The organism is Nonomuraea sp. NPDC001831, from assembly GCF_042892035.1.
Lineage (GTDB): Bacteria > Actinomycetota > Actinomycetes > Streptosporangiales > Streptosporangiaceae > Nonomuraea.
On the sequence record NZ_JBIATU010000009.1, the window covers coordinates 359,664 to 382,134 of the forward strand.

Here is a 22,471-nt window from a genome sequence, read left to right on the forward strand (position 1 = left end):
GGGGCTGCCGGAGATCACTTCACCAGCGGCCCGAGCGTGCGTTCCATGACGCAGTCGTTCTCGAACTTCCTGTCGTAGGTCGTCGTGCGGCCGTACCAGTGGCCCCTGACGCGCACGGAGACGGGGGAGTAGTTGCGCGGGCACGCGCCCGGATCGACGTTGAGATCCTTGACCACGCCGTCGACCTCGTGCAACTCCGCGCAGGCCGTGCGCGGGCGCGGGTGGGTGCCGCCGTCGGGGTCGCAGGTGAGCCGCATCGAGTACGCGCCGCCGCCGTTGCTCGGGGTGACGGTGATGAACAGCAGCACGCCCGGCTCGTCGGCGGCGGCGGCCCCGGCCGGGCTCGCCCCGAACGGGACGACGAGCGCGGCGGACGCGCACAGGGCTAGGGCGGCCGTCCTGCGAGCGGCGGTCAGCACGGATTTCATGGAACCTCCCTGGTCAACGTGCGCCCCGAGAGTGGCGGCGCACGTCAAATGACTACAGGCAGTCACCATACCGATACCACTGGTGAAGGAGTGACAGAATGCTGTCCCCGCTGATCACGCCCGCTCCCGCCGCGGACCCGGCCGCCGCCCGTTCAGGGCCGCGACACCGGGCCCGGTCGCCTCGGCGCACGGCCTCGATCAGCGCACGGCCTCGATCAGCGCACGGCCTCGATCAGGGCACGGCCTCGATCAGCGCACGGCCTCGATCAGGGCGCGGAGGAGGGCCGCGCGGCGTGGCATCTCGGCCACCACCACGTGCTCGTGGTCGGCGTGCGCGCCGCCGCCCACCGCGCCCAGCCCGTCGAGCGTCGGGCAGCCGGCGCCCGCGGTGAAGTTCCCGTCGGAGGCGCCGCCCACCGCCGCGCTGGGCAGCGGGCCCACGTCCAGCCCCGCGGCCAGGTCCTGGGCCAGGGCGTAGAGCGAGGCCGACATCGCGGCTTCGAGCGGCGGCCGGTTGGGGCCCCCTTCGACCTCCAGCCGCGTGCCGGGCACCACGGGGGCCAGCGCCCGCATCGCGGCGTCCACCCGCAGCTGCTCGGCCACCGTGCTCGCCCGCACGTCGACCCCCACCGTCGCCTCGGCCGGGACGGTGTTGAGCGTCGTCCCGCCGCGCAGCACGGTCGGGGTGACCGTCGTGTCACCGGCTCCGAGTGCGGCGATGGCCAGGATCTGGTGCGCCAGCTCGACGCCCGCGTTCGCGCCCTTCTCCGGCTCCAGCCCGGCGTGCGCCGCCTTGCCGCGCACCCGCAGCGTGTACATCGACGTGCCCTTGCGAGACGTCTTCAGCGCGCCGCCGTCCGCGCTGGCCTCCATGACGAACGTGGCGGCCAGCCCCCGCGCGGTGTCCGCGATCAGCGGCGCGGACGTGATCGAGCCCAGCTCCTCGTCGCCGGTGATCAGCAGCGTGACGCCGTCGAGCGAGCCGAGCCCGGCGAGGGCGTGGAACGTCTGCACCAGCCCGGCCTTCATGTCGAACACGCCCGGCCCGCGGGCCACCCCGTCGACGACCGACCAGGGGTGGGTCGCCAGCGTGCCGATCGGCCAGACGGTGTCGTGGTGGCCGAGCAGCAGCACCCTGGGCGTGCCGAACGACCAGCGCAGATGGGTGACGCCGTCGATCACCAGGAACTCCGGCCGGGCCCCCAGGTGACGGGCCCCCATCGCGGCCACGACCTCGGCGCTGCGGGCCACGGCCGCGAGGTCACGCGAGAACGACTCGCACAGGACCAGCTCCTCCAGATCCTCGATCATGCCAGCCGCTCTCCGAGGAACCGGTGGACGTTCCCGCCGATGATCTTGGCGACGTCCTTCTCCGGCAGGCCGCGGGCGAGCAGCCCCTCGGTCACCATGGGCAGCCCGGTGGGCCCCTCCAGACCGGGGATCGACGCCTTGGAGTCGAGGTCGTCGGGCTCCAGGCCCTCGCAGCACGGGGGCGTCAGGTCGTCCATGACCTCGCGGATGAAGTCGGGGCCGAGGCCGACGTGGTCGATCCCGGCCACCTGCGCGACGTGCTCGATGTGGTCGAGCAGGCGGTCGAGCGTCATGTCCTCCCTGCGCTCGGCCAGGAAGGGGGCGAAGAAGTTCACGCAGACCACGCCGCCCGTGGCGGCGACCCCGCGGAGCTGGTCGTCGGTGAGGTTGCGGTGGTGGTCGCGCAGCGCGCGGGCCGCGGAGTGGGTGGCCATGACGGGCTTGGTCGCCAGCTCCAGCACGTGGGCCACGCCCGACGCGCCCAGGTGCGAGACGTCGAACACCATGCCGAGGCGCTCCATCTCGCTCAGGGCGGCCACGCCGCGGCTGGTCAGGCCGCTGCCGGTGGCGTCCTCGGCGCTGCCGTCGGCCAGCGGCGTGCGCCCGAAGTGCGCGATCGAGGCCACCCGCACGCCCAGCCGGTGGACGGTCGAGATCAGCTCGACGCTCTCGTCGAGCCCCGGCATGCTCTCCAGCGCGAGCACCAGGGCGATCTTGCCCTCCTCCAGCGCCGCGTCGATCGCCGAGGCGTCGAGGCAGAGCCGTACGGTGTCGGGGTTGCCCTCCGCGATCACGTGGGCGCACTCGATCATGCGCAGCGTCTGCCGCAGCGCGCCCTCGGGCCGGTACTGGTCGTCGATGAAGACCGGCAGGATCTGCAGGTCGACCCCGCCCTCGACGAGCTGCGGCAGCCACTGGCGGCGGAAGAAGGAGGCCCACTGCTGGGGCGGCCGGGCGGCGACCGCCATGAGCAGATCATTGTGGGTGTCGGCCACGACGGCACGCCGATGCAGGGGAAGCGTCATGCGAAGGACGTTACCGCGCGCCCCCGACCTGCTCCAATGCGCCTCAAGTCCGATTTTTCGCCCATATCTTGTTCACGGCACCGAAGACGGGACCCCCTCGACCGTCCGGTACGCCCCGCGCGGCGGCCGGGCGGTGAGCCGCCGGTAGAGCGTCGTCGGGCCGGGCCAGTTGTTGGTGACCCGCCCCTCGGCCGTCTTGTACCAGCTCCGGCACCCCTCGCCCCACACCATGCGGGCCATCGCCGCGTCGAGCTGCCTGGCCCAGGCGGCCATCGCATCGGGACGCACCTCGATCGGCCCCTCCTCGGCCACCCGCGCCAGGCAGGCCATGACGTGCCGCACCTGGCACTCGATCATGTAGATGATCGAGTTGTGCCCGAGGTTCGTGTTCGGGCCGTAGAGCAGGAACAGGCTGGGGAAGCCGGGCACCGAGATGCCGAGGTAGGCGTGCGCGCCGTCGCGCCACTGATCGGCCAGCGACCGCCCGCCGAGCCCGGTGACCTCCATCGGGGCCAGGAACTCGGTGCTCAGGAAGCCGGTGGCGTACACGATCGTGTCGGCCTCGCGCAGCCCCTCGGCGGTCTCCACGCCCTTCGGCCCGATCCGGACGATCGGATCGGTGACGACGTCGACGTCCGGCCTGGTCAGCGCCGGATAGAAGGCGCTGTCGATGACGACGCGCTTGCAGCCGGGCGGATAGCCGGGCGTCAGCTTCGCCCGCAGGACGGGGTCGGGGACCTGGGCGCGCAGATGGTCCAGGGCGCGCTTCTTCAGCAGGCCGGCGCTCCAGCCCTCGGCCAGGGCCGGGTAGAGCGTCGCCTCGGCGTACCGGTAGATCCACTCGCGGTAGGCCCGCTGGAGGCCGGGGACGTAGTGGAAGGCCAGCCGGGCGAGCGGGCCGAAGGTGGCGTCGGGCTTGGGGATCACCCAGTTGGGCGTGCGCTGGAAGACGTCGAGGTGCGCGGCCCGCTCGGCGACGGCCGGGATGAGCTGGGCCGCCGACGAGCCGCTGCCGATCACGGCGACGCGGCGGCCGGTGAGGTCGTGGTCGTGGTTCCAGCGGGCCGAGTGGAAGGAGACGCCCTCGAAGTCGGACATGCCGGGGATCTCGGGCAGGTGCGGGCGGTTGAGCTGGCCCACGCTCATGACGACCACGTCGAACGCCTCGGTGCGCTCGCCGCCGTCGTGGATGCTGGTGACCTGCCAGCGGCGGCCGTCGAAGGCCGCTCGCCGCACTTCCGCACCGAAGCGGATTTTTCGCCTGACGTCGTATTTATCAGCGCAATGCTCTAGGTAGGCCAGGATTTCGGGTTGGGCTGGGTAGCGGCGGGTCCAGCTCGCGTACTTCTCGAACGAGTACGAGTACAGGTGCGAGGGGATGTCGCAGCCCGCGCCCGGATAGCTGTTGTCCCGCCACGTGCCGCCGAGGTCGGCGGCCTTCTCGAAGACCGTGAAGGAGCCGATCCCGGCACGCCGCAGCCGGATCGCCATGCACAGGCCGCCGAAGCCCGCTCCGATGATCGCGACGCTGGGTGCCATGCCGTCCTCCGCGAAGTCAGGATCCACTTACAGTACGCCGAACCGCGTTCTGGCGACACCCTCCGCCACGCCCCGCGCGACCCTTCCGCGGGCCGGTAGTCTGCGCAGGTGGCTGCTGTGACGCTGACTGAGGTGATCGAGGTGCTCGAGGCGGCCTACCCGCCCGCCCGGGCCGAGTCGTGGGACGCGGTGGGGCTGGTCTGCGGCGACCCCGCCCGGCGGGTGCACAAGGTGCTGTTCGCCGTCGATCCGGTGGCGGTCGTGGGCGAGGAGGCCCTCGACTGGGGCGCCGACCTGATCGTCACCCACCACCCGCTCTACCTGCGCGGCACCACCAGCGTGGCCGCCACCACGCCCAAGGGCCGCCTGATCCACCGCCTGATCAAGCACGAGGTCGCCCTCTACACCGCCCACACCAACGCCGACACCGCCAATCCCGGCGTCTCCGACGCCCTGGCCAGGGCCGTGGGCCTGACCGGCGACCTCGTGCCGCTCCAGCCCTTCCCCGACGACCCCTGGCGCGGCCTGGGCCGCATCGGCGAGCTGCCCGAGCCCGCGACGCTGGGCGAGTTCGCCGCGCGGGCCGCCAAGGGGCTGCCGCGCACCGCCGGCGGCCTGCGGGTGGCGGGCGACCTGGCCCGTCCGGTCTCGCGCGTCGCGGTCAGCGGCGGCGCCGGCGACTCCCTGCTCGGCGCGGCCAGGGCGGCCGGCGTCGACGTGTTCCTCACGGCAGACCTACGGCACCATCCGGCCGGTGAGTTCGTCGAGGCCGGGGGCCCCGCCCTGATCGACGCCGCCCACTGGGCCACCGAGTGGCCCTGGCTCGACAGCGCGGCGTCCATCCTGCGCTCCAGTGGCGTTACCGTTGAAACGCGCGTCTCCGCCACGGTCACCGATGCTTGGACAAGAGGATATTGATCATGAAAGCAGCCCCTGAGGCCCAGAAGCGACTGCTCGACCTGGCAGAGCTCGACTCCGTGATCGACCGGCTGGCGCACCGCCGGCGCACCCTGCCCGAGCTGGCCGAGATCGACGAGCAGTCCAAGCGCCTGGCCCGGCTCGTCACCCAGGTCATCGAGGCCGAGACTGAGGCCGGCGACCTCGCGCGCGAGCAGGCCAAGGCGGAGAACGACGTCGACGCCGTGCGCACCCGCGCCGACCGCGACCAGAAGCGCCTCGACTCCGGCGCCGTGACCTCGCCCCGCGACCTGGCCAGCCTGCAGTCCGAGATCGCCTCGCTGCAGAAGCGTCAGGGCGACCTGGAGGAGGTCGTGCTGGAGATCATGGAGCGCAGGGAGGCGGCCGACGCCAAGGTCACCGACCTGGTCGCCCAGCGCGACGAGCTGGCCACCACCCGCGCCGCCGCCGAAGACCGCCGTGACGCCGCGCTGGCCGAGATCGACAAGGAGGCGGGCGAGGTCCGGGCCCGCCGCGCCGCCGTCGCCGGCGAGATCCCCGCCGACCTGCTGAAGCTCTACGACAAGCTCAAGGAGCAGTACGTCGTGGGCGCCGCCATGCTGCACGGCGGCCGTTGCCAGGGCTGCAAGGTGGCCCTGTCCATCGCCGAGATGAACTCCATCAAGGCCGCCCCCCACGACGAGGTGCTGCGCTGCGAGGAGTGCCGGCGGATCCTGGTCCGCACCCCGGAGTCCGGCCTGTGACGTCCTACGTCATCGAGGCCGACGGCGGCTCGCGCGGCAACCCGGGCCCGGCCGGCTACGGCGCGGTCGTCCGGGACGCCGCCGACGGCCAGGTGCTGGCCGAGGCCGCCGAGGCGATCGGCGTCACGACCAACAACGTGGCCGAGTACCGGGGGCTGATCGCCGGGCTGACCGCCGTGCTGGGGGTGGGCGGCGAGGGCGCCGAGGTGGCCGTGCGGATGGACTCCAAGCTGGTCATCGAGCAGATGGCGGGCCGCTGGAAGATCAAGAACGAGGGGCTGCGTCCGCTCGCCCTTGAGGCCGGCGCGCTGGCCAGGCGGCTGCGGGTGGTCGAGTGGACCTGGATCCCGCGCGAGCACAACAAACACGCCGACCGGCTGGCCAACGAGGCCATGGACGCCGCCGCCAAGGGCCTGACCTGGAAGGCGGGCGGCACCCACGACATCGGCGCGCAGGGGGCCGCGGCCGTCCCGGCTGCCGCCGTGCCCGCGGCCCGCACGCCGGCGCCGGTCGTCGAGCAGACCGACCTCCTCGACGCGGGCGCCATCGCCGAGCTGTCGGCCCCCACGGCGTCCGTGGCGGCCGCCCAGCAGCGTTCCAAGGGCACCGGCTGGGCCCCGCCCACCCGTGTGGCCACCTCGTTGCTGCTGCTCAGACACGGCGAGACGCCGCTGTCGGTCGAACGCAGGTTCTCCGGCCTCGGTGACGCCGAGCTCACCGCCAACGGGCTGGCCCAGGCGGCGGCGGCCGCCGACCGGTTGTCGCGCGAGCCGTACCGGCCGGACGTCATCGTCTCCTCGCCGCTCAAGCGGGCCAGGCAGACGGCCGAGGCCGTGGCCCGGCGCACCGGGCTCGACGTCGAGATCGACGAAGACCTCAGGGAGGCCGACTTCGGCGCCTGGGAGGGGCACACGTTCACCGAAGTGCAGCGGGAGTGGCCCGCCGAGCTGGCCGCCTGGCTGGCCGGCCCCGACGCCGCGCCGCCCGGGGGCGAGAGCTTCGCCACGGCGGCCCGTCGCGTCCAGGCGGTGGGGGAGCGGCTGGTGGAGCGCTACGAGGGCAAGACCGTCCTCGTCGTCTCCCACGTGACCCCGATCAAGATGTTGCTGCGCGAGGCCCTCACGGCGCCTCTGGGCGCGCTCTACCGGATGCACCTCGACCTGGCCTGCCTGTCGCTGATCGAGTACTACGCCGACGGCCCCGCCGTGGTGAAGTCCTTCAACGACACCTCCCACCTACGCTGAGCACGGCCGATGCCACGACCCGTCCCCTGTAGTACGACGGTGGCGAAGGCGTGCTTCGCTGGCTCGCGTGGGTTGCGCGTGGTGGCGGTGAAGCTGTGCTTCGACCACCGGCTCGCGTGGGTTGCGCGTGGTGGTGGTGAAGCTGTGCTTCGGCCGGCCCGCGTGGGTGGTGGCGGTGAAGCTGTGCTTCGGCCGGCCCGGATGCGTTGAGCGCGGCCGCGCCGGGAGCCGCCAGAACATCCCGGCGCGGCCGCTGCTGCCTCCGCCCCCCTCAGGCGGTGACATGCCCATCCCACCCAATCGATCTTGCGACTCGGTTGGGAACGGCTTGAGGTTTGATAACCTCGCTTGAGACGAGTCGGCCGGGCGGCCGCGTCGGGTCTTCGGGCCCGCCGAGGAAGGTCCGGGCTCCACAGGGCAGGGTGGTCGGTAACGCCGACCCGGGGTGACCCGCGGGACAGTGCCACAGAAAGCAGACCGCCTCCCACCTCGGTGGAAGGTGAGGGTGAAAGGGTGGTGTAAGAGACCACCAGCGCCCACGGTGACGTGGGCGGCTAGGTAAACCCCACCCGGAGCAAGGTCAAGAAGGGACGCTCTCCGGAGCGTTCCGCGCGCGACGTTCGAGGGCTGCCCGCCCGAGCCGCGCGGGTAGACCGCTTGAGGCCGCCGGCAACGGCGGCCCTAGATGGATGGTCGCCCCTTCGTTCGCGAAGGACAGAACCCGGCCTACAGGCCGACTCGTCTCACACACCCCTCTGACCAGGGGGTTGGGGTTCATGCTTCCTTCTTGTTCCGGCTCTGTTCCGCCAGGTCCCTTTCGATCTTAGCGTCGATCGCGCCGCGCCCGAGGTCCTCGTCGTCTGGAAACAGGTGCCCGTACGTGTCGAACGTCTCGCTGATGGTTGCGTGGCCGAGACGGCGCTGGATGCTCTTGGGGTTGAGGTTCGCCGCGATCAGGGTCGAGGCGTAGTAGTGGCGCAGGTCGTGGAACCGCGTCCCCTTGGGGAGGCCGGCTTTCTCTACGGCCTCGCGCCAGCAGTCCCCGAACGAGGAGCGCCGGGGGATCTTGCGGATGCGGTTGGTGATGAGCACGCCTTCGGGGCCGGGGGAGTAGCGCTGCATGTGCGCCGTGATCTCCGCCAGGACGCCGTCATCGACGGGCAGGCTCCGCCGCGACGCCTTCGTCTTCAGCTCGACGAGAGCGCCCTTCTGCGCCTGCTGCTCGATGCGGATACGCCGCTTGAGGAACTCGACCCTTGCCTCGGTAAGGCCGAGCGCCTCGCCTTCCCGTAAGCCGAGGCCGAACCCGAGCCAGACCGCCAGGCGGTACCGCGGCGTGATGGCGTCGGCGAGCGTCAGCACTGATCGGGTCGGCAAAGGTTCGACGACGCGAGCCTCCACCCGGGGGAGCGGAACCCGCAGGCAGGGATTGGCGGGGACGACGCCGTCGTCCACCGCCGCCTGCATGAGCGCACGCAAGACGGCGAAGACCGTGCCGACCGTGGAGGGCGCGAGGGAGCCCCTCAGGGTGGCGACGAAGCTCTTCATGTCGGTACGGGTGAGCGAGCCGATCCGCCGGTCGCCGAACGCGGGGTAGATGTGGGTGTTGAGGTGCGACCGGTACGTCTCCATAGAGTTCGCGCGCAGGTGGACCAGGGCGGGCAGCCAGGCGTCCTCCGCGTACTGGCTCAGCTTGACCTGGCCGCGCCTGGGGTCGATGTACGTGCCCCTGAGCTGGTCGGCCTCCATCTTCGTGGCGTGCTTCTCCGCGTCGCTCTTCTTGACGAACGCCCTGGTCTGCTCCTTGCCGTCGGGGCCGGGCCAGACGGCGAGCCAGCGCTTGCCGTTGCCGTGGCGGCTGGTGGGCTCCTTCTTCTTCTCCCCGCTGGGACCGGTAACGGTCTTGGTCCAGAGATCTCTAACGCGGGCCATCGCTTCCCTTCTTGGCGTCGAAGTAGTCGCGCAGCTCGGCCATCAGCTGCCGGGTGATATGGCCGCGCAGGGTGCGGACCTTGGTCGGCTGGCTCAGGTCCGCGCCGGATTCGAGCAGCCGCCGCTCCCGCTCCTGGGCCATGCTGCCCGTGAACTCACCCCAGAGGTCCCGGTAGGCGAAGAGCAGGTTGCCGGTCCCCACGCCCAGCTCGTCTGCCAGTGCCTGGAACTCTTCGTACGACTCGGTGCCGGCCTCGCCGCCGCGCTGGAGCTGAGCTTTCCGCTTGTCCTCTGTGAGCCACTCCTTCACAGCCTCGGTCACCCGCTCGTGCCCAGGCCTGTTGAACCAGGCAAAGCCGGGTTCGGCGAGGAGTTGCTGTAGGCGGGTCGTGGGGATCTTCCTATCGAAGCTGGTCACCCACATCGGCTCCCCGTCAGGCAGGAGATCCTGCAGCGTCACCGGCTCGTCGAGAGCCAGCGTGAGCACGTTTGGCAATGCGAGCAACTCCTCGACGGTGAGATCCCGCCGGCCAGTCTCGATGCGAGATACGGCGGAGGCGTCCCACTTCACCCCGAACGCGCGAGCCGCTTCGGCGACATCCCGCAGGACCTTGCCCTTCGCCTCCCTGAGCCGGCGGACGTTGAGCCCGACAAGCTGCGCAACGGTTGGCGGACCTCCCTCTTGGGTGTCGTTCATGCGGCAGAGGTTACGTTGCTTGTGGCTCATTTGCAACGAGCAGCCTCCGTGATCTATGGTGCCCGTGGCATCAGCGCCACAAGCAACTGGAGGAAGTCATGGGCAACGACGTGTTGACCCCGCAGGAACTCGCCGACCGGGAGAAGGTCCCGCTCGCCACCGTCTACGCCTGGAACTCCCGAGGGGACGGGCCGCGCTATTACAGGGCGGGAAAGTACGTCCGGTATCGGCTCTCGGACGTCGTGGCCTGGGAAGACAGCCGGTTCGCGGAGTCGGCGTGACCGCCGCGCACCTCGAAAAGAGCGGGGCGGGCCCGCTCGCAACGGACCCGCCCAGAAGCTCAGCACCCACCAATGGCACGAGCCCTGACAGGCTACAGGCAGACCCGCCGCAGGGCACAGACGCTCAACTCCGGTACGCCCTGGCCGCGGCCAGACGCGGCTGGCACGTCTTTCCGTTGACCCGACGCGAGAAACGCCCGCTGAAGGGGTTCACGAACTGGGAGAGGGAGGCCACGACCGATCCCGAGCTGATCCGCCGATGCTGGTCGCGGGCGCCGTACAACATCGGTATCGCCTGCGGCCCGTCCCGGCTGGTCGTGCTGGACTTGGACACGCCCAAGTCGGACGAACCGCCGCCCTCTCCCTGGGACCGGCCGGGCGTACACGAGGGCGCGGACGTGTTGGCGTTGGCCTGCCTGGACGCTGGGGAGCCACTGCCGTTCGACACGTTCACCGTCCGCACCCGGCGCGGGGGCACCCACCTGTACTTCACGGCACCCACCGGAATGCCCCTCAGGAACACCGCCGGGCGGCTCGGCTGGCTGATCGACACACGGGCGCAAGGCGGGTACGTCGTCGGGCCGGGCAGCTTCGTGGACCTTCCGGACGGAGCCGGGTCGTACGACGTCATCAACGAGGAACCCGCGGCTCCGCTCCCGGCCTGGCTGGCTGCTCTGCTGGCGGCGCACGAGGGCGGAGAGGAGCGCACGCCGGTCTCGGCACGCGAGGTGCTTGCCAGGCTCGGCCGACGCTCCACGGGGTACGTGTACGCCGCCCTTCGGGGCGAGGTGCAGCGGGTGCTCGAAGCCGTGCCCGGCGTCCGAAACCACACGCTCAATGCCGCCGCCTTCGCGTTGGGGCAGTTCGTCGCCAACGGGCTGCTCCCGTCCGAACTGGCCGAGCGGGCGCTGCTGATCGCCGCCCAAGACATTGGCCTGCCGTTCCGTGAGGCGGCCACCACCATTCATTCCGGCCTCGCCGCAGGGGCCCTGCAACCACGGGGGATCGCATGACCCAGTCACTTGAGGCCGACGCCATCTTGGCCAGCCTGGACGCTCCCGCCTCCATCTCCCAGCGGCATGGGCGCCTGCGTGCTATAGACGGGGGAGGAGACGCTCCGGAGTGGGACGAGCCGATCCCCTTGGACACCCAGGCAGCGCTGCCCGGCTTCCCCATCGAGGTGTTCCCTGAGGCCATCGCGGCGATGGTGCGCGGGGTGGCCACCGAGTTGCAGGTACCCCCGGACCTGCCGGGCAGCCTGGTACTCGCGGCCCTGGCCACGGCCGCGGCCGGGCGAGCCGAGGTACACGTACGGGGACGGTGGCACGAGCCGCTCAGCCTGCACATCGCCATCGCCGCAGCGCCGGGCACGGGCAAGTCTCCGGTGTTCAACGAGATCATGAGGCCGGTCTTCGCCGCCGAGCGGCACCTCCAGGACCAGGTCCGGCCGAAGATCCAGGAGTTGGAGACTGAGCGACGCCGCACCAAGGCACGGGCCGAAGCTGCCCGTCAGAAAGGCAAGTCGCCGGAGGACCTGGAAGCGGCGGCCGACGCGATGCAGCAGGCCGAGGAGATGGAGATTCCCGTCCTGCCGAGGCTCACGGCCGACGACATCACGCCCGAGGCGGCTGCGTCGATGCTGGTCGAGCAGGGTGGGCGGCTGGCGATCCTGTCGGCCGAAGGCGGCTATTACGAGAACGTCCTGGGACGCTACAGCAACGGGCGGCCCAATCTCGAACTGGTCTTGAAGGGCCACGCAGGGGATCGTCTGCAGGTGGATCGGCGAGGGCGTCAAGAGGCTGTCGAGCGGCCTGCCCTCACGGTTGGGGTGTGCATCCAGCCGCAGATGTTGAAGGACCTGGCGGGGTCCAAGCAGATGCACGGGCGGGGCGCGCTGGCCCGGCTGCTGTTCAGCCTGCCGCCGGACCTGGTGGGGTATCGCGACGTCTACAGCACGCCCACACTGGATGAGGAGGTGTGTCGCGCGTACGGGGGCCTCCTCAAGGGCCTGATCGTGGACCTGGCGACCTTGCCCCAGCCTGAGGTCATGGAGCTGTCGCCGCAGGCAGAGCGGGCGCACGCGGACTGGCGGGCGGAGATCGAGCCGCGCCTGCGTCTCGGCACGGGAGACCTGGAGTCGCTGCGCGAGTGGGCGAGCAAACTCGCCGGGGCCACTGCACGGCTGGCTGCCCTGCTTCACCTGGCCGAGTATCAGATGAGCGGCCTGCGTAAGGCGATCAGCGAGGACACCATGCGCAAGGCCATCAGGCTTGGCCGGTACTTCGTCGAGCACGCCCTGGCGGCCTTCGGCGTGATGCGGTCGAACCCGCTGCGCGATGATGCCCTGGCCGTCCTCAGTTGGGTCATCAAGGGTCGGCGTGCCGAGTTCACGCTGCGCGAGGTCCATCGCGGTCACCAGCGCCGGTTTGACTCCGCCGAGGAGGTCAGCCGGGTCCTGTCGATGATGGAGAGCTACGGCTACGTCCGGGCCGTCGAGACAACCTCGACGGGAGGGCGGAAGACGGCCGGGTACGTCACCAATCCCGTGGTGCTCGATGACACGGTGACAAAGGCTCCGTAGACCCCGGCCGACCAGCGCGGACGCCTGTCACCGGCAGCGGTGACAATGGCGATGACGAGCAAGCCTTCCCGATGACAATGCTCCCGCTCCTGTTGTCACCGGGGTCGGTGACAGACATCCGGGCTGGTCAACCGGCCCCTCCTGATCTGTGTCAGCACGCCGTCATCGCCTGCGATGACAGTAAAGAAGCAGGTCAGGAGGCGTTAGAAGGCTTTTGTCACCGCTGCTCGACTCGGACCAGGACGAGGGCGCTGGTACCTCTGCATCGGCCGCCGTAGGGCTCGGCAGGCGCTTAGCCCCTCGATCCTGTATGCATCGGCCCATGACGACACCTCAGCTCTCCGGGCGACCGACCATGACGGTCACCGAAGCCGCCGCGCTCCTGGACCTCCACCGCGACGTGGCCTATGACGCGGTACGCCGTGGTGACCTCCCGTCCCTCCGCATCGGCCGGAAGATCCTGATCCCTACGGCCAAGCTCGCGGCGATGCTGGGCCTCTCCTACGTCCCCGAGGAGTCCGCCGAATGACCAACACCCAGGACACCACCATCACGGCGGTCGAACGCGTCCTGGCCGTCCTCCTGACCGAAGGGGGCGTGCGGCACCCCGGCCGCAGGGCCACCGACGCGGTCAGCCTGGTCATACGCCACAGTCTGCGTCCCACCGCCGCCCGTCCCGCCGTACCCGTAGCCTGGAGCGTTGGGATACGAGACGCGAGCATCGCCCGGCGGGGAGCCGAGCACGTCCGCCGCCGGTTGGCCGCACGATCCCAAGGGGACGGGTGATGGGCCGCCCGACCAAGCTGACCCCTGAACTCCAGGACCAGCTCTGCCGTCATGTGGAGGCCGGCCACTTCCTGAGCACGGCGGCCGATCTTTGCGGCGTGGGCCGCTCTACTGTCCATCGTTGGCTGGCGCAGGGCGAAGAAGAGGACGCCCCCGCCGTACTGCGCGATTTCCGGGCGGCGGTCACCTACGCTCGGGCGAAGTCCGCTGAAGTCCTGGTCGCCGCCGCGTTCGCCGACGCTGTGGGCGGCGTGCTCGTGCGGGAGGGCGAACGACCAGACGGTACGCGAGAACGGGCCTGGAGCCAGCCGAACGGCCGCGTCGCCCTGGATCTCATGTCGCGGATGTTCCCCGACGACTGGCGGCCGGTAAAGGCCGTTGAGGTGTCCGGGCCGCAGGGCGGCCCTGTGAACGTTGGCCCCGACCCCGCCCTCATCCAGAACATCATCGATCGAGTCACCAAGGCGAAGGCACGGCGACAGCGGCAGGTCGCTGCGGAAGCGCTGAGAGTATCCGCTCCCTGAGATCGTGCGACAGACTGCGGCAAGCGATCATCAGAGCGAACCCCATGAAGGCTGCCCGCGGGTGAAGGTGTCATCGTGGTTGCCGACACAGGCGGACGGCTCCTGGCCCGGAGAGGGTGACCGATCCCTGGGGCACGAAGACTGAGGGCAGAAATGCGCCGTGAAGGCGGCCACTGTGCAGCAGCCGCCTTCACGGGTGGGGCTACTGGCCGGCGTCGATCGTCAGGTGCAGCGGCGTTCCCGTCAGGGCCAGGACCACGAAGATGAGGATGATGACCAGGACGGTGGTTTGCGGGATCAGGGTCGGCAGGGTCGCGGACAGGTTGAGCTTGAGCATGAAGCCTCCCGGCTGTTGTCGGAGCCGGGCCTGGCACCTACCTGGTAGGCGAAGTCCTTCGCGTTACACTGAACTTGTCTATGCCGTGTAAGCGGAGGCCTCCAGGCCCAGCTTGTACGTCGGAGCCCGGTTTCCGTTGGCGCGGGGGCCGGGCTCACTTCATGGTAGATCGTCGCGGCCAGCTCGCTTTGCCGGTCCTGTGTCTTCTGGCGGTGCCAGGAGGCGAAGGGGGCCGAAAAATCCCATGGGTACGATCAAAACTAGTCTTGTAACGATCTTATAACGCGATCCAGATGCGGGCGGGAAAGCGCTTCCCTGATCGGATTGGCCGAATTCTACGGGGTTGACAAGATCGAAAACCTGTTGCTCATATGGGGCCCAACACTAGACGTGCTTACGCATAGCAATACGTCAGCAACTAGCAGCGACCTCGATGGTGCTCGTCGCCGCCAGGCTCATCTCTTGGGCGGGTTGGCATGGGCGGTGGCGTCCGTCACGGGGAGATCCGCCAGCGTCGCCTTGTTCGCTGTGCTGTATGTCCCTGTTGGCTGCTACGGGTCCGAATGGCTCGGTCGCGATAACATGCCTTATCGCGACCCAGAATCTTGATCACCTGAAGACGGGAGATGCCGGTGTCCGAGCTGGCACGGCTGGATGACGACCCGACCGCCTCGCTGTCGACTCCAGCGGGCGTGGCCGACCGGGAGCTGACTGAGGCGGCGCGGGCGCGGGTCGCCGGAGGGTTCGCGGCCAACACCAGCCGGGCCTACCAGCGGGACTGGGGGACCTTCGCCGCCTGGTGCGCCGCTATCGGCCGCAGCCCACTGCCCGCCACCCCCGAGACGGTCACCGAGTACGTCACCCACCTGGCCGCCACCCCCACCCGCAAGGGCACCCTGCCGGCGCCCTCCACCATCGAGCGGGCGCTGGCCTGCATCCAGTCCCGGCACAAAAAGGCTGGGCTCCGACTCAACGCCGAGTTCGCTCGCCTCGCCCTGCGTGACTACCGCAAGGAGCGTGCCGCGGCCGGGCAGCGTACCCGCAAGGCCCCGCCCGCCGAGCTGACCGTGCTGCGCGCCTTGATCGACACCACCGACCCGGCAGCCCTTGGCGGCCTGCGCGACCGCGTGGTGTTGGTACTCGGCTTCGCCCTCATGGGCCGCCGCTCCGAGCTGGCGGCGCTCGACCTCGCCGACCTGACGTTCACCGCTGATGGGCTGGAGGTGGCGATCCGTCGGTCCAAGACCGATCAGGACGCGATCGGCGAGATTGTGCCCCTGCCGTACGGTTCGCACCCGGCGACCTGCCCTGTGCGGGTCGTGCAGGCGTGGCTGGCCATGCTGGAGGAGCGCGGCGTGGCTGAGGGGCCGCTGCTGCGTGCCATCGACCGGCACGGGCGGCTGGCCGGCACGCCGGGGGCGACCATGCGCGGCACCGGTCGGATGTCCGGCGACGGGCTCAACAAGATCGTGCGACGCGCGGCGGAGCGGGCCGGGCTCAAGGACGCGGACACCTTCACCGCTCACTCACTGCGCGCCGGTGGGGCGACAGCCGCGGCCAAGGCGGGGGCCTCGGTGTCGGCCATCGCTCGGCACGGCCGCTGGTCGGAGAAGTCGCCGGTGGTGCACGGCTACATCCGGACGGCCGACAAATGGCGAGACAACCCCATGCGCGGGGTGGGACTCTGAGACGTTCAGCGCCACGGAGTCCCGGACACGCTCCCTGCACCCCTCGACCGATCAGCGAAGGGCTTACCGGTAGTTTCGCGAGGCATTTACGCGCACGCGCGCGAGGCGAGCAGGGTGCGGATTCGACACGCTCGTCCACACCGGTGGGCCGGGTGTATCGGGACTTTTGGGAGCCTCTTACGCGCACGCGCGCGAGACCGACAACTGGCCGATTTTGATCTGCAACGCACGCTGGCCGGAAGCGGGAACAAGATCATCCTGCCGAGGGGCCTGGCCTCGGCTGGATGCGTGGTTAGTTGGGCTGTTTGCCGAATTCCGGGGTCCTGGGGAGGGTTATCGTAAGTGGATCTCCCGCGCAGGGAGTACGACGCCCCGCATGTCCATGACGGGCACGCCCAGAAGCTGGGCACCAGCAGGAACTCCACGGCCTTCGGGCCGCCACCTTTGACGAGCAAGGACACCCCCAACCTATGGCAGTGACCCAGCAGGAGATCGAGAACCGCTTGTGGGATGCCGCCGACGAACTGCGCGTGGCGATGCCCGAGGCGCAGTACGCCTCCGTCATCTTCCCCTTGATGTTCTGGAAGTACCTGTCGGACACCTGGGAGCACCAGCACGAGCAGTTCCTGGCCGAAAACGAGGGCCTGGATGACCTGTCCGCCGAGGAAGCTCACGAGATCGAGTACCGCGACTACCAGTCGTTCGAGATCCCGTTCATCCACCCTGGCACCGTCCACCAGCGTCGGGCCTCCTGGACGTCCATCCTCGCCACCATCACCCAGCCTGGCCTCGGCCAGCGCGTCCGCGCTTCCCTGCAAGCTATCGAGACGGCCAACCCTGACAAGTTTTCCCGCCTGTTCGGGTCCATGACCTGGACCTCCGAAGAGGTGCTACCGGGGGAGGTGCTGGCTGCGGTCATGCAGACGATGGACCGCACCCCGAAGATGCACGAGGGCAACATGTCCCATGACGTCCTCGGTGGGGCGTACGAGTACCTGCTGAAGCGGTTCTCCGACGGGTCCGGTACCCGAGCCGGCCAGTTCTTCACCTCCCGCGAGGTCGTCGAGCTAATCGTCGAGATCTTGGACCCCAAGGGGTACGAGTCGGTGTACGACCCGGCCTGCGGATCGGGCGGCATGCTCATCGCCTCCGCCAACCTCCTCAAGGCCCGCGGCGGGCGTGGCTACACGCTTAAGTTGTACGGGCAGGAGGCCGTCCCGGACACCGCGGGTGTGGCCCGCATGAACCTCTTCATGCACAACCTCACCCAGTTCAAGGTGGAGGTTGGCGACACGCTGAAGGACCCGCGCTTCAAGAAGCCGGACGGGTCCGTCGCGCAGTTCGACGTGATCGTCGCCAACCCGCCCTACAGCCTCAAGTGGAAGCCCTGGAGCAACGACCCGCGTGCCCTCGGCGGGGTCGCCCCGCAGTCGACGGCGGACTGGGCATTCGTGCAGCACATGATCGCCAGCATGAGCCCGAAGAAGGGACGCGCCGGCGTCGTCCTGCCCCACGGCGTGCTCTTCCGAGGCGGCCAAGAGGCAGCCATCCGCCAGCGCGTCCTGGACGATGACCTGCTCGAAGCGGTCATCGGCCTGCCTGCCAACCTCTTCTACAACACCACCATCCCCACGGCAATCCTGGTGTTCCGCGCACCCGGCACCAAGGACCCGGAGCGGCAGGGCGGCGTGCTGTTCATCGACGCCTCCAAGCGGTTCACCAAGGCCAAGAACCGCAACATCCTCACCGACGCCGACATCGCCGACATCGTGACCGCCTACCACTCAAAACTGGACGCCGGCGGCAACCCGGTGGACCCCGATGGAGATGGCGGACTCGCGGTGCGGTTCGTCCCCACCGCAGAGATTGCGTCGAACGGGTACGACCTGAACATCGGGCGGTACATCAAGCAGGCCGCCGCCGAGCGGGAAGACCTCGGCACCCTCATCGATGCCTACAACATGGCTCGTGCTGAACGCCAGAAGACCGAGCAGCGCATGTTCGCCGTCCTCGCCGATGCTGGAATCGAGGGCTTCGATGAATGACTGGCAGCGGACCACGCTCGGGGAGGTGATGACCCAGGTTTCTCGTGTAATTCGGGTCGAGGACCTGACCGAGGCGCGATACGCCGGGGTGCGCTGGAATGCCGGAGGAGTGTACGACCGTGAGACGGTCCCCGCGCAAACCATCAAGGGCAAGGTGCTCTACCGGATCAAGCGTGACGACATCGTCTACAACCGGATGTGGGCGACCAAAGCCTCTTTCGGGGTGGTCAAGAACGACGCCGACGGCTGCCTCGTCACCAACGACTTCCCGGTGTTCACGGTCAAACGCGAGGCGATCATCCCGGAGTACGTCGAGGCCATCTTCCACACTGCTTCGTTCCAGGCCGAGGCGGCAGCCCGAGCGGTCGGCACCACAGAACGCCGACGTCTCCATGAGCGGGACTTCGTAAACATCCCCGTCGTACTGCCGCCCCTACAGACGCAGAAGAGGATCGTTGAGGTCATCAGCACGATCGACGACCAGATCACGGCACTTGACGCCGAGGCGGGAGCGTTGGCAGCGGTTCTGCGCCGGCGACGAGCCGACCTTGTCAACAACGACTCGGGTAAGGCCGTGAGGGCCGAGCACGCCTTCGACTTCTCCACCGGCGTGCGCCGGACACCCGACAGGGCGACCGGCCGGTACATGACGCCCTACCTCCGTTCCGCGAACGTCGGCTACGGGACGCTCGACCTGTCCGACGTGCTGGAGATGAACTACGACCCAGTGGAGCGCGAGAAGTTCGGCCTCCGCTACGGCGACGTCGTGGTGTCCGAGGGCAGCGCAAGCGCGAATGCCGTCGGGATGCCCGCCATGTGGCGAGACGAGCTGCCGGGCCCTGTCTGTACCCAGATGACCCTGCTCCGTCTTCGGGCGCTGGAAGGGGTCTGCATTCCTGAGTTCGTCTTCCACTGGAGCATGTGGGCCTACGAGTCCAGGGCCTTCCTTGACGTCGCGGGGGGCACCAATATCAAGCACATCAGCGCCAAGCGGGCGAAGGGCATGACTGTGCACCTGCCGTCGCTCGACCGGCAACGCGAGATGGTGGTCGAGCTCGACGCGATGGAGTCTGTGTTGAAGGCGACCCGCGTGGAGGCCGCCCGTCTCCGTGACGTTCGAGCGGGGCTGCTGGCGGGGCTGCTGGACCGCACCATTGAGATTGAGTCGGCCAAGCTGGAGGTCTGAGCCGTGGCGAAGGGTATTCGGGAGCGCGAGTTCCAGAACCTGATGATCCAGTGGTCCCTCCCCATGGGCTGGACCTTCACCGCGGGCAGGGCGCTCCCGCGTGAGACAACACAGACGGTGATGGCCGGTCTGTTGCGGGACGCCATCGTTCAGTTCAACCCTGGAGTGATCGACGGGTTTGACGTGGACGTGGTGGTCGAGGAGATCGTCGCCACGGTCAATGCCGTCGAGGGCGGGCTGGTGCGGGCCAACGAGCAGGTGCTGCGCCTGCTGCGTGGGCACAAGGAGTTCCGGGATGCCGACGGCGTGTGGCACGCCTTGAAGGTCATCGACTTCGAGCACCCGACCGCCAACACCCTGGTCGTGTCGGACGAGGTGACCATCACCGTCCCCGGCAAGACCTCCCGCCGGTTCGACCTCGTGTACTGGGTCAACGGCCTGCCCCTGGTCGTGGTCGAGGTGAAGTCGCCGACCGCGAAATCTGGTTGGGCGGACGCCGCCCGCGAGATCAACGACGTGTACGCCACCGAGTACCCGTGGTTCTTCACCCCCAACGTCTTCGCCGTCGCCTCCGATGGGCTGAAGCTGCGCTTCGGTGCCGCCGGTGCCCCCACGAACCTGTGGCAGCCGTTCCGGTCCACCGCCGACGACGAGAACCTGTCCGGGCAGGCCGACGTGAAGCGCTCCGTCGAACTGCTGCTCAACCCGGCCACCGTCTTGGACATGCTGGCGAACTTCGCCTTGTTCGACACCTCCGGGGGCGGGGTGGACACGAAGTACCTGCCCCGATACCCGCAGATGGAGGCCGCCCACCTCATCCACAAGCGAGTCCTGGCCGGTGGCCGGAAAGGGCTGATCTGGCACCACCAAGGCAGTGGGAAGACGCTGCTGATGGTGTTCGCCGCCTCGCTACTGCTGGCCGACACCCGGACCGAATCGCCCACGATCATCCTGCTCTCGGACCGGACCCAACTCGTCCGCCAGACCTCCGGCGTGTTCACCTCCGCAATGGGGGATGCCTACTTCCACCGGCCCGCCACCAGCCAGGAGTTACGTTCCCTGCTGGCCGACGACGTGCGCGGCGTCATCTCCACGACCGTTCACAAGTTCGCCGACGCCGGCAAGAACCTGTCGGCCCGGGACAACATCATCGTGCTGGTCGACGAGGCACACCGCACCCAGTCCGCCCGATCGACGTCCCTGGCCGGGCAGATGCGCGCAGCGTTGCCGCGCGCGAAGTTCTTCGGCATGACCGGCACCCCCGTCAGGAACCTCTCCACCGACACCTTCGCCCTCTTCGGCGAAGAGACCGACCCGGGCAGGGTGCTGCACCGGTACTCGGTGTCCCGGTCTCTTCTGGACGGGGCCACCGTTCCGGTCCTGCTCGACCCGCACCCGGTCGCCTTCGATTTAGACGACCAGGCGTTGCAGGCTGAATTTGACCAGTTCGCCGACGACTTCGACCTCGACGACCCCGACCGCGAACTCCTGTCCCGCAAGTTCGGGCGCCTCACCTCAGTGTTCGCCAACCCCGACCGCGTCCACGCGGTCTGCCAGGACATCGTGGACCACTACCTGGCCGGCGCCTACCGCAACGGCCTGAAGGCCCAGGTCGTCGCCTACAACCGTGAGCTGGCCGTGGCCTACACGGACAAGATCAACGAGCTGCTGGCGGGCTTCGAGGCGTCACAAGTGCTCGCCGAGGTCGGCAAGCATGGCCGGATCACCGCCGAGGTGAACATCTCCGTCTCGGACGCCAAGGGCGAAGACCCCGCCATGCGCCCGTTCCGGCTTTCGGAGGCCGAGGAGGAGGAGCAGAAGCGGCGGTTCCTCACCCCGGACGACCCGCTGTGCTTTCTGGTGGTGACCGCGAAGCTGATGACCGGGTTCGACGCCCCTAATGAGGGCGTCCTCTACCTGGACAAGCCGCTGAAGGCCCACACCCTCTTCCAGACGATCACGCGCCCGAACCGTACCTGGGTGTCCCCGACCGGTTTTGTGAAGACCTCCGGCGTGATCGTGGACTACATCGGGCTAGCCGAAGAGGTGCAGCGGGCCGTCGTCGATCCCACCTCGCCGGGCACCGGTAAGGGTGGCGGGTTCGTCACCGACCTGTCGGAGCTCGTTGCCGAGTTCCGCACCACCTTCGCCCGCATCGAAGACCTTCTCGTGGACGTGGACGGCCTGGACCTCACGACCCACGGCTACGAGTCCGTACGGGCCATCAACGCCTTCCTGGACGCCAACCCTGGTGCCGCCGAGGTGTTCAGCAAGGACTACCGGTTCCTCGCCCGCCTGTACCCGCTCATCAGCACCGACAAGCGGGTGGCCAAGTACCGGGACGGTTTCGGGCTGTTCGGCTCTGTGTACACGACCCTGTTCAAGAAGTCCTCCGACGAGGAGAGGAAAGAGCGGCTGAGTGAGCTGGGACCGATGGTCCTGGAGATCATCAACGCCCACGTCCACTCCTTCTCCGTGGTCGCCACCCAAGAGGAAGCCCTTGTCCTGGATGCGCAGGGCATCGCCATCCTCAAGGAGCTGATGGCCCTTGTCCGGCCCAAGCCCGGCAAGGACGGCGAGGACAAGAGGCCACCGTCCGCGGCGGACATCCTGGATCACATTAAGGCAGCCCTCGAAAGGGGCGTCGAACCGGGCTCCGCGAAGTACACCGCCCTCGCAGAGCGGATCAAGCTGCTGCGGGATCGGATCATTCAGAACTCACAGGACGCCCTGGAGTTCCTGTCCGAGGCGCTCCGAATCGCTCGCGCCATCGTGAACGCCGGCAAGCACCCCGACGAAGCGGTCGTGCTGGACGACGACCACGTGGGTGTCCTGTCGCGGATCATCCACGACCACGCACCACCCGGCCTCACCATCACGGAGAGGAACCTGGCCGAGGAAATCGATCAAGTGGTCACCCGCACTCTCGCCCGGTCATGGGACAACGCCGACGCCCGCAACCGCGGCGTCCGCCGCGCCACCGCCGCGGTCTTCCGCAAGTACCTGCTGAAGCCGGTAGGAGAGCCATATGACTCCACCGTCGCCTACATCGAAGCCCATTACCTAGTCGACTGACGAACGAAGGCCCGGCAACCTGTGGCGACTGTCGGGCCTCGCCGGGCTGCTCGGGCCATGATCAACACTGCATCGCTCTCCGCGGCCACCATGGGGAGCGCAGTTCCGTCGGTACCGACTCTAAGGCCAGC

At 69.1% G+C, this 22,471-nt stretch carries 20 protein-coding genes and 1 other RNA gene; 14 read left to right on the plus strand and 7 right to left on the minus strand.

All coding sequences use genetic code 11. The features are described from left to right. Window positions 1-14: 14 nt before the first annotated feature. The 4 genes from ACFYYW_RS29050 to ACFYYW_RS29065 all read right to left on the minus strand — a co-directional run bounded on the left by ACFYYW_RS29050 (window position 15) and on the right by ACFYYW_RS29065 (window position 4,303). The gene (locus ACFYYW_RS29050) at window positions 15-428 is read right to left on the minus strand and encodes an SSI family serine proteinase inhibitor (protein WP_352321499.1); all 414 of its coding nucleotides are present in this window, start codon (window positions 426-428) and stop codon (window positions 15-17) included. A 249-nt stretch (window positions 429-677) separates the two neighbouring features. Next, window positions 678-1,739 carry a M20 family metallopeptidase gene (locus ACFYYW_RS29055; protein WP_387653063.1) on the minus strand — a complete coding sequence of 354 codons (1,062 nt, stop codon included), beginning with the start codon at window positions 1,737-1,739 and terminating at the stop codon, window positions 678-680. Beyond that, entirely contained in the window at window positions 1,736-2,764 is a 1,029-nt protein-coding gene (locus tag ACFYYW_RS29060; RefSeq protein ID WP_387653065.1) for a dipeptidase, read from the minus strand. The genes ACFYYW_RS29055 and ACFYYW_RS29060 overlap by 4 nt, the downstream gene beginning before the upstream one ends. Before the next feature lie 72 nt (window positions 2,765-2,836). Then, window positions 2,837-4,303: a flavin-containing monooxygenase gene (locus ACFYYW_RS29065; protein WP_387653067.1), complete on the minus strand. Its 1,467-nt coding sequence runs from the start codon at window positions 4,301-4,303 to the stop codon at window positions 2,837-2,839. Between the two features lie 117 nt (window positions 4,304-4,420). Here ACFYYW_RS29065 and ACFYYW_RS29070 point away from each other — a divergent pair, with 117 nt between their 5' ends. The 4 genes from ACFYYW_RS29070 to rnpB all read left to right on the plus strand — a co-directional run bounded on the left by ACFYYW_RS29070 (window position 4,421) and on the right by rnpB (window position 7,953). After that, entirely contained in the window at window positions 4,421-5,221 is an 801-nt protein-coding gene (locus ACFYYW_RS29070) for a Nif3-like dinuclear metal center hexameric protein (protein WP_352321491.1), read from the plus strand. A gap of 2 nt (window positions 5,222-5,223) precedes the next feature. After that, a complete protein-coding gene (locus ACFYYW_RS29075) occupies window positions 5,224-5,964 on the plus strand; it encodes a zinc ribbon domain-containing protein (protein WP_387653070.1) in 741 nt (246 codons plus the stop codon). After that, window positions 5,961-7,208 (plus strand): bifunctional RNase H/acid phosphatase, encoded by a 1,248-nt coding sequence (locus ACFYYW_RS29080; RefSeq protein ID WP_387653072.1) that lies wholly within the window; start codon window positions 5,961-5,963, stop codon window positions 7,206-7,208. Before ACFYYW_RS29075 ends, ACFYYW_RS29080 begins: the two co-directional genes overlap by 4 nt. Window positions 7,209-7,562: 354 nt before the next feature. Continuing rightward, an RNA gene (gene rnpB / locus ACFYYW_RS29085) (RNase P RNA component class A) lies at window positions 7,563-7,953 on the plus strand. Window positions 7,954-7,982: 29 nt separating this feature from the next. On the opposite strand, the gene ACFYYW_RS29090 is transcribed toward rnpB, so the two are convergent. Together ACFYYW_RS29090 and ACFYYW_RS29095 are read right to left on the minus strand one after the other, a co-directional pair. Then, on the minus strand, window positions 7,983-9,140 hold the full coding sequence (locus ACFYYW_RS29090) for a tyrosine-type recombinase/integrase (protein ID WP_387653074.1): 1,158 nt from the start codon (window positions 9,138-9,140) through the stop codon (window positions 7,983-7,985). Continuing rightward, window positions 9,127-9,837, minus strand: a complete 711-nt coding sequence (locus ACFYYW_RS29095; RefSeq protein WP_387653076.1) for a helix-turn-helix domain-containing protein — start codon at window positions 9,835-9,837, stop codon at window positions 9,127-9,129. Before ACFYYW_RS29095 ends, ACFYYW_RS29090 begins: the two co-directional genes overlap by 14 nt. Before the next feature lie 98 nt (window positions 9,838-9,935). Between ACFYYW_RS29095 and ACFYYW_RS29100 the strand changes: the two genes are divergently transcribed. The 6 genes from ACFYYW_RS29100 (at window position 9,936) to ACFYYW_RS29125 (ending at window position 14,009) form a co-directional block, all read left to right on the plus strand. After that, a complete protein-coding gene (locus ACFYYW_RS29100; RefSeq protein WP_138718879.1) occupies window positions 9,936-10,118 on the plus strand; it encodes an AlpA family transcriptional regulator in 183 nt (60 codons plus the stop codon). After that, window positions 10,115-11,131 (plus strand): bifunctional DNA primase/polymerase, encoded by a 1,017-nt coding sequence (locus ACFYYW_RS29105; RefSeq protein WP_387653079.1) that lies wholly within the window; start codon window positions 10,115-10,117, stop codon window positions 11,129-11,131. The genes ACFYYW_RS29100 and ACFYYW_RS29105 overlap by 4 nt, the downstream gene beginning before the upstream one ends. A gap of 128 nt (window positions 11,132-11,259) precedes the next feature. Then, window positions 11,260-12,699 carry a YfjI family protein gene (locus ACFYYW_RS29110; RefSeq protein ID WP_387653081.1) on the plus strand — a complete coding sequence of 480 codons (1,440 nt, stop codon included), beginning with the start codon at window positions 11,260-11,262 and terminating at the stop codon, window positions 12,697-12,699. 355 nt (window positions 12,700-13,054) lie between these two features. After that, entirely contained in the window at window positions 13,055-13,228 is a 174-nt protein-coding gene (locus ACFYYW_RS29115; protein WP_387653083.1) for a helix-turn-helix domain-containing protein, read from the plus strand. Next, window positions 13,225-13,485, plus strand: a complete 261-nt coding sequence (locus ACFYYW_RS29120; protein ID WP_387653085.1) for a hypothetical protein — start codon at window positions 13,225-13,227, stop codon at window positions 13,483-13,485. The genes ACFYYW_RS29115 and ACFYYW_RS29120 overlap by 4 nt, the downstream gene beginning before the upstream one ends. Further along, on the plus strand, window positions 13,485-14,009 hold the full coding sequence (locus tag ACFYYW_RS29125) for a hypothetical protein (protein ID WP_387653087.1): 525 nt from the start codon (window positions 13,485-13,487) through the stop codon (window positions 14,007-14,009). Before ACFYYW_RS29120 ends, ACFYYW_RS29125 begins: the two co-directional genes overlap by 1 nt. A gap of 202 nt (window positions 14,010-14,211) precedes the next feature. On the opposite strand, the gene ACFYYW_RS29130 is transcribed toward ACFYYW_RS29125, so the two are convergent. Further along, entirely contained in the window at window positions 14,212-14,346 is a 135-nt protein-coding gene (locus ACFYYW_RS29130) for a hypothetical protein (RefSeq protein ID WP_387653089.1), read from the minus strand. Between the two features lie 626 nt (window positions 14,347-14,972). Here ACFYYW_RS29130 and ACFYYW_RS29135 point away from each other — a divergent pair. The 4 genes from ACFYYW_RS29135 to ACFYYW_RS29150 all read left to right on the plus strand — a co-directional run bounded on the left by ACFYYW_RS29135 (window position 14,973) and on the right by ACFYYW_RS29150 (window position 22,340). Continuing rightward, complete coding sequence (locus ACFYYW_RS29135; protein ID WP_387653091.1) at window positions 14,973-16,034, plus strand: tyrosine-type recombinase/integrase; 1,062 nt, start codon at window positions 14,973-14,975, stop codon at window positions 16,032-16,034. Window positions 16,035-16,504: 470 nt separating this feature from the next. Continuing rightward, the gene (locus ACFYYW_RS29140) at window positions 16,505-18,079 is read left to right on the plus strand and encodes an N-6 DNA methylase (protein WP_387653093.1); all 1,575 of its coding nucleotides are present in this window, start codon (window positions 16,505-16,507) and stop codon (window positions 18,077-18,079) included. After that, entirely contained in the window at window positions 18,072-19,265 is a 1,194-nt protein-coding gene (locus ACFYYW_RS29145) for a restriction endonuclease subunit S (RefSeq protein ID WP_387653095.1), read from the plus strand. The genes ACFYYW_RS29140 and ACFYYW_RS29145 overlap by 8 nt, the downstream gene beginning before the upstream one ends. A gap of 3 nt (window positions 19,266-19,268) precedes the next feature. Beyond that, entirely contained in the window at window positions 19,269-22,340 is a 3,072-nt protein-coding gene (locus tag ACFYYW_RS29150) for a type I restriction endonuclease subunit R (protein ID WP_387653098.1), read from the plus strand. Window positions 22,341-22,471 lie beyond the last annotated feature (131 nt).